Source organism: Marivirga tractuosa DSM 4126 (assembly GCF_000183425.1).
In the GTDB taxonomy this organism is placed as follows: Bacteria; Bacteroidota; Bacteroidia; order Cytophagales; family Cyclobacteriaceae; genus Marivirga; species Marivirga tractuosa.
Genome location: NC_014759.1, coordinates 1795563 through 1808453, shown reverse-complemented (window position 1 = coordinate 1808453; position 12891 = coordinate 1795563). Strand labels below are relative to the sequence as shown.

Here is a 12891-nt window from a genome sequence, read left to right as displayed (position 1 = left end):
GATAGAAAAAGCAGTGCTTAAATGATATCTAGGCTTATCAAAATACCAAAAAACGTATTTTGATAAGCCTATCAAGATCACCTGAAAGCTGTTATTTAATTTAGAAGGATATACTTTGTCTCGATTTGAAAGTTTTATGATTATTTCCCGATACAAAACTTCGAAAAGATATTAGCCAACAAATCATCAGTAGTAATTTCTCCTGTAATCTCACCTAAAAAGCGTAAAGCATGGCGTATATCCAAAGCCAAGAAGTCTCCTGTGATATTATCATCCAAGCCACGTAATACCGCATTTAAGCTATTTTGAGTTTGAACCAGATTGTCATAATGGCGAATGTTGGTTACGACCGTATCGCCTGTTTTGAAATTATCGAGGTTTACGGTTTCAACCAATTTTGTTTTTAAAGCTTCCAAGCCTTCTTTGTTGATGGCAGAAATAAAGAGTGTGTTTTTATCCTTCTTCATTTCATTATAAAGATCTTGCTGAGCCTCATCGAGCTTATTCCCGACTTTAATAAAAGGAATCCCCAAATTTTCCAGCATATTGATATCGCGATTAACTTCGGTTAAAGTATCGTTTTTCAAATCGAACATATAAACGATCAATGAAGCCTGCTTCATTTTATCTTTTGTTCGTTGAACCCCTATAGCCTCAACTTTGTCTTCCGTATCTCGCAAGCCTGCAGTATCGATAAATCTGAAAACTACACCTTCCAGATTAATTTCATCTTCTATGAAATCACGGGTTGTCCCTGCTATATCGGAAACAATGGCTTTTTCTTCGTTGAGCAGTGCGTTCAGTAAAGTAGATTTTCCCGTGTTGGGTTTCCCTGCAATTACAGTTGGTACTCCATTTTTGATTACATTCCCTAAATCAAAACTGCTGACTAAAGCGGTAATGACGCTTAACAACTGATTGACTAGCTTTTTCAGATCATCTCGGTCGGCAAATTCCACATCTTCCTCCCCAAAATCGAGTTCCAGTTCAATCATACTAGCAAAATGAATCAATTCGGCTCTTAACTGCTTTATTTGTTCAGAGAAACCACCGCGCATTTGGTTCAGCGCTGCTTTATGGGAGGCTTCTGTATCGGCATTAATTAAATCGGCCACGGCTTCAGCTTGAGCCAAATCAAATTGACCATTCAGAAAAGCTCTTTGGGTAAATTCACCCGCTTTGGCCAAACGAACTCCTTTAGTTAAAAACAATTTGATTAATCTTTGCACGATATAAGGTGAACCATGACAGGAAATTTCCACTACATTTTCTTTGGTGAAGGAATGAGGTGCAATAAACAAAGTAGCCACAACTTCATCTATGATTTCACCTTCGTCATTTCGTATGGTACCGAAATGGGCTGTGTGGCTTTTTTGTTGTAAAAGATTTTTTCCTTTAAAAACGCTATTAGTAATTGTGATGGCATCCTCTCCCGAAAGACGAATGACGGCAATTGCCCCAACTCCAGGTGCAGTAGATAATGCAATGATGGTTTCCTTCAACTGATCTAACATCTTGCAAATTTCATGAATATTTGGCGATTATAAAATGGTTATTTGCATTATGGTAATTCTTCTCCTTTAGCTGCTGAATATAAAGCATACCAATCTTCTTTTTCCAAGGTTTTAGATTCCACTTTCAAAGCTTCTTCCAGTCTTTCTGTTTTGGAAGTGCCCAATACAGGAATGATACCTGATGGGTGTCTTTTTAAAAACAATAGCATTAGCTGCGCATTATTCAATTCATATTTTTCACTAAGCTTTCGGAAAGTTTCATCCTGCTTTTGATCAGCTTTTGAGTTTCCTTTGTGTCTATAATGCCCTCCACCTAATGGAGACCATACAGTAGGACAAATGTTTTTCATTAACAACTGATCTAAAGTTCCGTCTTCAAATGGCTCCAAATGGTTTAATGAGGCTTCTATTTGATGAGTTACTAAAGGAAAAACCGAATTGATCATTTCAAATTGAGAAGTTGAAAAATTTGATACTCCAAAATATTTTACTTTTCCATCATCCTTTAATTTTTCAAATGTTTCTGCTATTTCATTGGGATTCATCAAGAAATCTGGCCGATGCAATAAAAGAACATCTATATAATCCGTTTGAAGGTCTCTTAATGAATTTTCTACGGATTGAATTATATGTTTTTCACTGCTATCATAAGATTTAATCCTGTTTGCAGGACGGTTTTCGGCTGGCATTTTGATTCCACATTTAGTGGTGATCTGCATTTCATCTCTTAAATGTGGTTTTTCTTTTAACACATTTCCGAAATCAGCTTCTGTGGTATAATCTCCGTAAATATCAGCATGGTCAAAATCTTTCAATCCAAGTTCTAGTGATTTTTCAACAAATTCAATCCATTGTTTAGAATTAAAATTTTCACCCCATTTTCCTAAACGCATGGTTCCGACTATAAATGGAGAAAAAGTAATTGTTTTACGGGATAAGCTTGTTTGTCGCATAGGATAATTAATATAAGATTAAAATTTACGTAAATTATTTAAAATCACATATCCAAAACTAAACTTCTTCGTTAGCTTGCACATAGATTCAATTTTGAAATGAAGTTAAACGAACAATCAACCACCAATAAATTATTATTAGTACTGGTAATACCTGTTATTTTTTATAGTCTACAGTTATTATCGTTTATATTCATCCCTTTGATGTTTGCAATTTTTATTGCGTTACTTTTCACTCCGATGATGCGATGGATGAAGAAAAGGAAAGTGCCACAATTTATTGCTTTAGGAACCGTCATACTTATATTAACTTTAACAGGCTTTTCTGCAATTAAAATAGTCCAAATGTCTGGGAAACAGATTGAAGAAGGAAAATCTGAGATTTTTAAGAAATTGGATAATAAAGTGGAGCAAGTAGTTACACCTTTTGCAGAAACATTAGGTCTTGATCAAAATAATGGCGATAGTACTATCAAAGGCTTATTGAAAAGCGATAAAATTGAGAGTTTTATTTTAGATAATTTTACTATTACTATCTCTTTTATTCAAAGCACAGTAGTTAATATTTTGATGACGCTCTTCTTTTTGATGCTTTTGTTGGCGGGCTCACTCAATTTTAAAGATATTCTTCAAAGTACACTGTTTTCGGGCGGTACTCAATCGGTTAAAACCTTTATGAAAGTAGAGCGAAGTGTTTCTGATTTCTTAAAGGTAAAAATTTTCGTGAGCTTCCTAACTGGGGTTTCATTTGGGGTTATAGCTTGGTCATTAGGTATTAGTTTCCCGCTATTTTGGGGATTATTGGCCTTCGTTATCAACTTTGTTCAAATGGTAGGTTCTGTTGTTTCTACTATCTTAGTCATGCTTTTTGCATTTATAGAAATTGAAAGCCCAGGAACTTTATTGCTAGCAGCTATATTATTTACAGGTGCTCAGATACTATTCGGAGCTGTTCTGGAACCCATTTTTATGGGTCGATCTTTCTCCATCAACATTATAGTCGTATTAGTGATGCTGATGTTCTGGGGATTTATCTGGGGTGTCCCTGGTTTGATATTATCAATCCCGTTAACCGTGCTTTTCAAAACTATTCTGAACGAATTTCCAGGGGGGAAGAAGTTTGCTAAGTTAATGTCATAGCGAGAAGGAATGCTTTTGGAGCAAAGTGCATTTTTGATGCTAACCACTTATTTTAGTTTCCATGGTTCTCAACCTTCTGCCAATCATTTGTAGTAGTGTGATGAATCCTTCAGATATTTTTACTATTTTCAATGAAACTATTAGGTGATTAAATTTCCTATGTCGAAAAAAAGACTTTTCAAAAGAACTGGAATTGTTTTGATCAGTGTCACTGTGGCACTTTTTATAGCGTGGCAATTGCTTAAGGAATTTAAAATAAAAGCCTTTGTAGTAGAGTCTATACATACCGAACTAAATCACTACTTCGTGGATTCAGTTCATTTTCAAATTGAAGATATATCTGTTCGGTTTTTTGAAAAGAAGATAGTTTTGGAGAAAGTAGCGGTTAATTTAATCGCAGATCAAAAGGATACGATTGCCAGCCTTGAATTACCAGACCTCAATATTTCTTGGGATGATTACTGGAAGTCTTTTAATAATCAACTATATAAATTCAATTCTTTAGAGTTGAAAAGTGCCAAGCTTTTGCTTCCACTTGATTTTGAAAAAATCAAAAGAAAGAAGGCTTCCAGACCCTCATTTGATGGAAAATTCGAATTAGCAATAAAGGAACTTATAGTGGATGATGGTGAAATTTTGTTTTATGATCAACTCAATCAAAAATCAGGAAGATTAAATGCTGATTACAAGTTGGTAGCTCAAAATCTCCATTTCAAGAAAGGAGAAATCCCAGAGAAACTTCAGGATGTGGCAAAAGATATATTTCTGGAATTTCATAATTTAACTTATTTTCTGAAAGATGATCTGCATAAAGTAGATATCGAAACACTGTCATTTGATTTGTTTAAGCAGGATATCACATTGATTTCCTCACATTTCCGACCAATATACTCACCTGATAAATTTGCGGAATTGAAAGAAGAACAAGCCAATCATATAGATATAATATTGGATAGTATTCAGTTGAATGAAATTAATTGGCAAGGCGATAGTATGATTAGCGTACATAATGTTTTTGCTAAAAATATTGAATTAAATGTCACGAAGGATAAAAATTACCCTTTACCGGATGATAGATTTGTACCAGTTTTAGTCGAGCTGTTAAAAAATAGTGATGTTTCGATTGATGTCAGGGAATGTGTTGTTCAAAATATGAATTTAAGCTATTATGAAATTCCAGATGGGAGCGAGGAAATAGGGTTAGTTAGGATTGCTAATATTCTGGGTGTAATTGAAAATATTACCAATAGAAAAGATAGTGTAGATAAATACGGTACTGATTTGATTATTAAGGCAAATGGAGATCTTTATGATGAAGGTAATTTAAAGGCAGAGATCCGTTATAATTTAAACTCCAACTATGGCTATTTTAGCGTTCGAGGTAGCTTGGAACCTATGTCCATAAGCGCTATAAACCAGTATATGTCAAAATCCTATCCAGTTGAAATTAGCTCAGGAACAGTTGATGAATTATATTTTAGTTATTCTGGTGGTAATAAGGCGGTTAGTGGAGAGATGAGATTTAAATATTCAGATTTAAAAATAAAGTTTCACAAAATTTTAAATGAAGAGGAAAAAGGAGACAAAGCTTTAAGTTGGTTGGCAAATGTTGCTTTACCGCAGCAAAACCCTCGGGATAATGGTAGATTTAGAATTGGAAAGATCGAGTTTAATAGAGATACCCGTAAATCTATGTTCAGCTATTGGTCAAACAGTTTAGTTTCAGGTTTTCAGTCTACTGTCGGGATAGGAAAAGCTTCCAGAATTGAAAAATTGGATAAGAAGGAAGAAAGTATTTGGCAAAAGATAGGTTTCGGGAAAGATGAAGAAAGTGAATAAAATAAAAATTTTGATCGGCCTAATTGGCTTAATTGCTATTGTAGCATTTAGCAGTTCTTTGTTTTTCGAAGAGGAAGATACTATTCAAAACCCAAGAATAAAAGGCTTTAATTTAGTTGCTCCTCCTAAGCCTTTTACTGTTGATTCTTTGCATAAAATCAAGAGTTTAGGTGCGAATTGGGTATCGATAGTGCCTTATGCATTTTGCAATGCTAACACCGCTGAAATCGTCTTTGATAATCCTAGGCAATGGTGGGGAGAAAAACCAGAAGGTGTAAAAGAGTCAATTGCAATGGCTAAATCATTAGGTTTAAAGGTAATGCTAAAGCCACACTTGTGGGTAGGCGGACAAGGCTGGGCTGGGGATCTTGATTTTGAATCGGACAGTCTTTGGCAAGTTTTCGAAATGAAGTATGCTGAATATATTGGCACCTATGCAAAAATTGCAGATTCAATGAATGTAGAATTGTATTGTATAGGAACTGAGATTAGAACTTCTACAAAAAATAGAAATGCCTTTTGGCTTAATTTAATTGAAACTACACGCCATGATTTCTCAGGTAAATTAACCTACGCAGCAAATTGGGATGAGTACAATCAGATAGAATTTTGGAATGAGTTAGATTATATTGGGATAGATGCATATTTCCCTTTAAGCGAAAATAAATCTCCTACCAAGCATGAACTGATGGAGGCATGGAAGAAACCTAAAAAGGAAATAAAGGCAATAGCTGATGAATACCAAAAACCGATCTTGTTTACTGAATATGGATATGAAAGTATTGATTATAATACCATGGGACATTGGAAGTTATCAAAAGATACTTTATCAGTTAATTTTGAAAATCAAGAAATTGCCTTTGAGGCATTGTTCGATTCCTTTCGTGAAGAATCATGGTTTTCAGGTGGTTTCATATGGAAGTGGCATTTGTATGCTTTTAAAAATAGTAATAGAACCTTTAAAGCGTATACTCCTCAAAATAAACCGGCCCTGAAAACAATTGAATCTGAATTTAAGAAAGACTTTTAATTAGAGAATTATGAAATTATCATTCCAAAATTCATTTTTTACCCTAGCATTTGTAGCTGTTTTAATAGCATTTTTAGTGATAGCAAAATCTATTTTGATTCCACTTGGTATAGCCTTATTGCTGGCATTTATTTTATATCCGGTTCATAAGAAATTTTCGCAGTGGGGAGTAGGAAATATTTTAGCTGCGTTTTTCTCTATTTTACTACTGATTATCATTATAGGAGGAGGGATTACTTTTTTCTCAGCCGAAATTATAGCCTTATCAGATGAAATCAGCAATTTTGGCGAAAAACTATCCAAGCTCTATACTGATGTTATCATTTTTGTCAATCAGAATGTGAGCCTTGTAGAAGATCTAAATAAGGATCAATTATTAAACGATCTAAAATCCTGGTTGAAAGATTCAGCAGGTAGTCTTTTGGGCGGCACTTTCAATAGTACCGCCAATTTCTTTACAGGCTTAATCACCATGTTTATTTATATGTTCTTATTCCTGATTTATCATAAGGGCTTGGTTAGAGCTTTTATGAAATTTTCCCCTGAGGATAAAAAGCAAGAGTTTTTTAAAATGCTAAAGGGCGTTCAACAGGTAGGTCAAAAATATCTTTCAGGCATGTTAGTTTTGATTGTTATTCTGGGTTTTGCCAATAGTATTGGACTATGGATAATTGGCATTGACAGCCCTTTTCTGTTTGGCTTTTTAGCCGCTTCGCTTTCCATAATTCCTTATATCGGCACAACATTAGGCGCCACAATTCCTGTTTTATATGCTTTTATGTCACATGATTCCCTATTGGTTCCATTAGCTGTTGCAATTTTATTTTGGGCGGTGCAATTGATTGAAAGTAATTTTTTAAGTCCTAAAGTAGTGGGCAATAGTGTGAATGTAAATGCTTTTGCTGCTATTTTAAGTTTGATTGTGGGTGCTTCTATTTGGGGTGTTGCAGGCATGGTTTTATTTCTGCCATTTGCTGCTATGCTGAAAGTAGTTTGCGAAGAATATGAACCACTGCAGCCATTAGCTTTATTAATTGGTAATTCTAATTTTCAAGATGGTGAGGGTAGCAAAAAAGGACTTTTTCAGAGATTGAAGGATAAGATAAAGAGAAAATAATAGTTATTATTTTCTCTCACAGAAATTTGGCTCACAGAAAGCACAGAAGTTCACAGAAAAGGAGGTTTAAAAGTTTTGAATATTCTTAAAGAGGATTTTGGATGATTTTTAAGTATTGTTTGTTGCAAGCAATTGTATTTTGAATGTTTTTTCAGTGAATCATCTTATTTTCTCTGTGAGAACCATATGATTTTATAGAGAATGAAAAGTATTTATTTCCACTATAGTAGTAAGGCAGTATTATTTTCTGTGACTTTCCATGTATTCTGTGAGAAATTATACAAAGCCAGCCCAAGCCCAAAGGTCTCTTTTATATAATCTCCACTAATTGCATTTAAGTTTATTTTTCTGTGATCTTCTGTGATCTTCTGTGAGCCAAATTTCTGTGAGAAATCAAACAAAGCCCGCTCTAGCCCAAATATCTATTATAAATCTCCACTAAGCATATTTATACATTTATTTTCTGTGTTCTTCCCTGTTTTCTGTGAGCTTCATCGTCTCCCATATACAAACCGATTTTTCCCTTGCATATCTCTCATAACTTTTACATCCTGAAAACCTTTGTCTTCCATTATTTTTTTTACTTCTCTACCAAATTGTTCATTAATCTCAAAGTATAATTCACCACCAGACACTAAATGCTTGAAAGCTAGCATAGAAATCCTCTCATAAAATATTAAGGCATCATGGTCAGGAACAAACAATGCATTGGAAGGCTCATGCTCAAATACTTTAGGCTGCATTTCAGCTTTTTCTTTTTCCAAAACATAAGGAGGATTACTAACCCAAATATTAGATTTAGGCAATTCCAATTCTTCTTCTAAAATATCAGCTTGAATGAAATTTATGTTGGCATGATTGAGTTGAGCATTTCTTTTTGCCGTTGCCAGAGCTGAGGAACTGATATCCACAGCATATACCTCACAGTGTTTCCTTTCCTTGGCAATGGTGATAGGAATTATTCCACTACCAGTTCCAATATCAACAACCATCTGCTCGCTCAAATCAGGATGGTTTTCTAAGATTAAATGTACTAATTCTTCTGTCTCTCTTCTTGGAATCAAAACATTAGGGTTGACTAGAAATTGCCTACCATAAAATTCTACTTTTCCCAGAATATGCTGAATGGGTATCCCACTTTTCAATTCACTTAAAATAGAATCTAACTTCTCATCAATTGACTTAGAAGTTTCAATTTCTTTTTCCACTAAAACATCCATTCTGGAAATCTGAAACTGATCTTCAAGTATCAAAAATGCAATAGATTCTGCTTCACCATCAGTTTCAAATTCAGCTATCGTTTTTTTAATTTTTTCTAGAAGTAATTTACTGTTCATTTCAGATTCCTTTCCACAAAGTTCATGAATTTTTATTTAGTTTTGCCAGTGATGAGTAAACAAGATGAATTATTTATGCAACGTGCCCTGCAATTGGCTGGTTACGGCAAAGCTACTGCTAGCCCTAATCCGATGGTGGGTTGTGTAATAGTTTTAGATGGAAAAGTAATAGGAGAAGGTTGGCACAAAAAAGCTGGTGAGCCTCATGCTGAAGTGATGGCAATTCGTTCTGTTGAAAATCCAGAGCTTTTAAAATCATCTACTGCTTATGTCACCCTAGAACCTTGCGCTCATTATGGTAAAACACCACCTTGTGCGGAACTATTGGTTGAAAAGCAGCTAAAAAAAGTAGTGATAGGTGCTGTTGATCCAAATCCATTAGTGGCCGGAAAAGGAATCCAAATCTTAAAAAAAGCAGGAATTGAAGTGGAATCTGCGGTTTTGGAACAAGAATGTTTAGAGGTTAATAAAGCCTTTTTCACTTATATGCAGAAAAAACGTCCTTACATTATTTTAAAATGGGCGCAAACTTCTGATGGTTTTATTGCAAGAGAGAATTTTGATTCCAAATGGATTAGTAATCCCTTATCTAGGCAAATAGTACATAAATGGCGCACCGAGACTGATGCTATATTGATTGGTAAGAATACTGCAAAGTATGATGATCCTCAGCTAACAGCTCGTGATTGGTCAGGTAAAAATCCTATTCGGTTGGTAATTGATCATGATTTGACTTTAGGTAATGATTTAAAAATCTTTGATGGGGAACAAAAGACCATTTTTTTTCATTCTCAGGATCAAAAAATAGAAAGGAAAGGGATTGCAGCCATCAAGTTAAGCAAGGAGGATTTCCTAAGAGATATGCTGAATTATTTGCATCAAGAAAAAATTCAATCAGTATTAATAGAAGGAGGAGCTCAAACTGTACAATCTTTTATCGATGCTGGTTTGTGGGATGAAGCCCGTATCTTTACTGCGTCTGTTAGCTTTGAGAAAGGCATTAAAGCAGCGGAACTAAAAAGCCATCAGCTCGTTTCCCAAGAAAATATTCAAGACAAAAACCAGACAGATGTTTTGACTACTTATCGAAACATGAGTCGATAATCTTAAATCTAATAACATATAATCTCAAAATATGTCAGAATCATTATTAATAGATGTGAATGCATCCAAAGAAGAGAAATACAAAGCCTTAATTCCACAAATAAATGCTTTAGTGGATGGTGAAGAAGATGTAGTGGCAAATTTAGCCAATGTAACAGCGGCATTGAAAGAAGCTTTTGGCTATTTCTGGATAGGTTTTTATGTAGTTAAGAATGGAGAATTAGTGCTAGGGCCATTTCAAGGGCCAATAGCTTGTACTCGCATTCAAAAAGGAAAAGGCGTATGTGGATCAGTTTGGGCTGATGCTAAAACAATTGTAGTGCCAGATGTAGAAGCATTTCCAGGGCATATTGCCTGCAGTTCGGCTTCAAAATCTGAAATAGTGGTGCCCGCTTTTAAAAATAATGAGGTAGCATTGGTTTTGGATATTGATAGTGATGAGTTGAATACTTTTGATGAAATCGATCAAAAGTATCTTGAAGAATTAATGAAAACGGTCTCAGAATTTTTATAAATAGAGTTTATTAGCCAATAACTTGAGAAATCATTTGCAGTGAATTGAAAACAAGTAGCAAATGACACATGTTTGTGCAATTTAATTTTAGAATCCATATAATCCTTTTTTAATGAATACCGACAAAGCATCCATAGGACATTTTTTTCAAGAATTGCAAGCTGATATCTGCGATAAAATTTCAGCAACTGATGGAAAAGGGAGATTTGAAATTGATGATTGGAGACATGAAAAAGGTGGTGGGGGTAAGTCTCGTCTGCTGCAAAATGGAAATATTTTAGAAAAAGCTGGAGTTAACTTTTCTGCTGTGGAAGGCCCTGCTCCTGAAGGGCTTTTGAAAACATTGGAAATTGATGCAGGTGATACGGATGACCTAAGCTTTTTTGCCACAGGGGTCTCCATAGTGATGCACCCATTCAGCCCGATGGTGCCTATTATCCATATGAATGTTCGTTACTTCGAATTGAGCAATGGCACTTACTGGTTTGGAGGAGGAATTGACCTAACTCCTCATATTATTGATAAATCACAAGCGCAATATTTCCATAAGGAGATTAAAAAAGTTTGTGATAAGCATGACATGGACTATTATCCTAACTTCAAGAAATGGGCAGATGACTATTTTTACCTTCCTCATCGAAATGAAACCCGTGGAGTAGGAGGAATTTTCTTTGATCGTTTGTCTGAAAATGAAAAGCACAGTAAGGAAGAAATTTTTGCCTTTGTGCAGGATATTGGTAATTTATTTGCACCTGTTTACAGCCATTTGATGGAAATCAATAAGGATAAAAGTTTTAATGATGAACAGAAACAATGGCAATATCTGAGAAGAGGCAGATATGTGGAATTCAATTTGGTTTGGGATAGGGGTACGAAATTCGGTTTACAAACCAACGGAAGAACAGAATCCATTTTAATGAGCATGCCACCACAAGCCAATTGGGCTTATGATTATCAATTAGAGAAGGATTTTGAAAAGGAAACTGCAGCTTTATTGAAGAAAGAGGTGGACTGGGTGAATATTCTGTAAGTTCATTTTAGGTCATTTCTAAGTTTAGCAGTAATTTTCCTAAAATCTAAAAGAATGTTAGAATCCCTTATCGAACTCGATCAGCAATTTTTCCTTTGGCTTAATGGACTTTATGCCGACTGGCTAGATCCTATTATGTTAGCAATAACCGGAAGAAATATATGGCTTCCACTTTATGCGGTGATCTTATTTTTTGTTTTTAGAAAATTAAAATGGCAAAGTTGGTCTATGATGTTGGCTTTTGCTTTATTAATCACCTTGGCTGATCAGGCAGCATCAGGTTTTTTCAAGCCATTTTTTGAAAGATTACGTCCTTGTCACGAACCTGCAATTCAAGATTTGGTGCATATGGTCAAGGGCTGTGGTGGACAATATGGGTTTGCCTCAAGTCATGCCTCCAATACATTTGCTTTAGCATTTTTCCTATTCTTTATTTATAGAAATGTATATGCAAAATGGATGATTGGATGGGCAGTGGTAGTGTCCTACTCCAGAATTTATGTAGGGGTCCATTATCCAGGAGATATTATAATGGGAGCTATTTTAGGGGTGATTGCAGCTTTAATTACTTATCATTTGTATAAAAGAATTTTCCCTAATCACTTAGAGAAAATTCATAGTACTGTATAATGTTTCTTTGTAAGAAGCCCCGATAGGAATTGATTTAACTTTAATATGTACGGTTAAATCTTCTATATAATCAATTTTTTCAATGTTTACTATAAAAGAGCGATGTACACGAACAAACCGATGAACAGGTAATTTTTTCTCTACACCTTTCATCGTATGATGAACGATATATTTTTTAGCTTCTGTATTAATAACTACATAATCTGCCAAGGCTTCCACAAAAAGAATGTCTTGTAATCGCAAATGGACTATTTTTCCATCACTTTTGATGAAAATATGTTCTATGATGTTCTTCTTTTTACGGAATGCTTCAATATTTCTCTGAGCTTTATTAATAGCCTGAACAAATCTTTCATACTCAAATGGCTTGACGAGATAATCAGTTACTTTTTGCTCAAAGGCATCTACTGCATAGCTATCATTGGCTGTGACCAAGATTACTTCATATCCATTATTCAATCTTTGTGTCAATTCAATACCCGACATTTCAGGCATTTGTACATCAAGAAAAATAATGTCAACTTCATGCTCTTCTAATAAATCAAGTGCCTTTGCTGCATTTTCAGCCTCTGTAACTAATTTTAATCCATTAGTTTCTTTGATCTGTTTAGAAATATATTGTCTGAATATTGGATCGTCATCCACTATCATGCAATTCAATTCTGAAGCCATAGTGTAGTTGG

Annotated in this window: 12 protein-coding genes; 8 read left to right on the top strand and 4 right to left on the bottom strand. The window is 34.7% G+C overall.

The window, feature by feature from the left end; all coding sequences use genetic code 11:
* Window positions 1–140: 140 nt before the first annotated feature.
* Together mnmE and FTRAC_RS07505 are read right to left on the bottom strand one after the other, a co-directional pair.
* Window positions 141–1514 (bottom strand): tRNA uridine-5-carboxymethylaminomethyl(34) synthesis GTPase MnmE, encoded by a 1374-nt coding sequence (gene mnmE, locus FTRAC_RS07510; RefSeq protein ID WP_013453636.1) that lies wholly within the window; start codon window positions 1512–1514, stop codon window positions 141–143.
* A 47-nt stretch (window positions 1515–1561) separates the two neighbouring features.
* Window positions 1562–2467: an aldo/keto reductase gene (locus tag FTRAC_RS07505; protein ID WP_013453635.1), complete on the bottom strand. Its 906-nt coding sequence runs from the start codon at window positions 2465–2467 to the stop codon at window positions 1562–1564.
* Window positions 2468–2566: 99 nt separating this feature from the next.
* On the opposite strand from FTRAC_RS07505, the gene FTRAC_RS07500 reads away from it, so the two are divergent.
* The 4 genes from FTRAC_RS07500 to FTRAC_RS07485 all read left to right on the top strand — a co-directional run bounded on the left by FTRAC_RS07500 (window position 2567) and on the right by FTRAC_RS07485 (window position 7593).
* Window positions 2567–3607, top strand: coding sequence for an AI-2E family transporter (locus FTRAC_RS07500; RefSeq protein ID WP_013453634.1), 1041 nt, complete (start codon window positions 2567–2569; stop codon window positions 3605–3607).
* A 159-nt stretch (window positions 3608–3766) separates the two neighbouring features.
* Window positions 3767–5446: an AsmA family protein gene (locus FTRAC_RS07495; protein WP_013453633.1), complete on the top strand. Its 1680-nt coding sequence runs from the start codon at window positions 3767–3769 to the stop codon at window positions 5444–5446.
* Window positions 5439–6476 (top strand): glycoside hydrolase family 113, encoded by a 1038-nt coding sequence (locus tag FTRAC_RS07490; RefSeq protein ID WP_148230052.1) that lies wholly within the window; start codon window positions 5439–5441, stop codon window positions 6474–6476. The genes FTRAC_RS07495 and FTRAC_RS07490 overlap by 8 nt, the downstream gene beginning before the upstream one ends.
* A 10-nt stretch (window positions 6477–6486) precedes the next feature.
* Complete coding sequence (locus tag FTRAC_RS07485) at window positions 6487–7593, top strand: AI-2E family transporter (protein ID WP_013453631.1); 1107 nt, start codon at window positions 6487–6489, stop codon at window positions 7591–7593.
* A gap of 491 nt (window positions 7594–8084) precedes the next feature.
* On the opposite strand, the gene prmC is transcribed toward FTRAC_RS07485, so the two are convergent.
* Window positions 8085–8930: a peptide chain release factor N(5)-glutamine methyltransferase gene (prmC, locus tag FTRAC_RS07475; protein ID WP_013453630.1), complete on the bottom strand. Its 846-nt coding sequence runs from the start codon at window positions 8928–8930 to the stop codon at window positions 8085–8087.
* A 24-nt stretch (window positions 8931–8954) separates the two neighbouring features.
* On the opposite strand from prmC, the gene ribD reads away from it, so the two are divergent.
* The 4 genes from ribD (at window position 8955) to FTRAC_RS07455 (ending at window position 12208) form a co-directional block, all read left to right on the top strand.
* The gene (gene ribD, locus FTRAC_RS07470; protein WP_013453629.1) at window positions 8955–10034 is read left to right on the top strand and encodes a bifunctional diaminohydroxyphosphoribosylaminopyrimidine deaminase/5-amino-6-(5-phosphoribosylamino)uracil reductase RibD; all 1080 of its coding nucleotides are present in this window, start codon (window positions 8955–8957) and stop codon (window positions 10032–10034) included.
* A 31-nt stretch (window positions 10035–10065) separates the two neighbouring features.
* Entirely contained in the window at window positions 10066–10548 is a 483-nt protein-coding gene (locus tag FTRAC_RS07465; protein ID WP_013453628.1) for a GAF domain-containing protein, read from the top strand.
* 112 nt (window positions 10549–10660) lie between these two features.
* Complete coding sequence (gene hemF / locus FTRAC_RS07460) at window positions 10661–11578, top strand: oxygen-dependent coproporphyrinogen oxidase (RefSeq protein ID WP_013453627.1); 918 nt, start codon at window positions 10661–10663, stop codon at window positions 11576–11578.
* 54 nt (window positions 11579–11632) lie between these two features.
* Window positions 11633–12208 carry a phosphatase PAP2 family protein gene (locus tag FTRAC_RS07455; protein ID WP_013453626.1) on the top strand — a complete coding sequence of 192 codons (576 nt, stop codon included), beginning with the start codon at window positions 11633–11635 and terminating at the stop codon, window positions 12206–12208.
* On the opposite strand, the gene FTRAC_RS07450 is transcribed toward FTRAC_RS07455, so the two are convergent.
* Entirely contained in the window at window positions 12182–12880 is a 699-nt protein-coding gene (locus tag FTRAC_RS07450) for a LytR/AlgR family response regulator transcription factor (protein WP_013453625.1), read from the bottom strand. The genes FTRAC_RS07455 and FTRAC_RS07450 overlap by 27 nt on opposite strands.
* Window positions 12881–12891 lie beyond the last annotated feature (11 nt).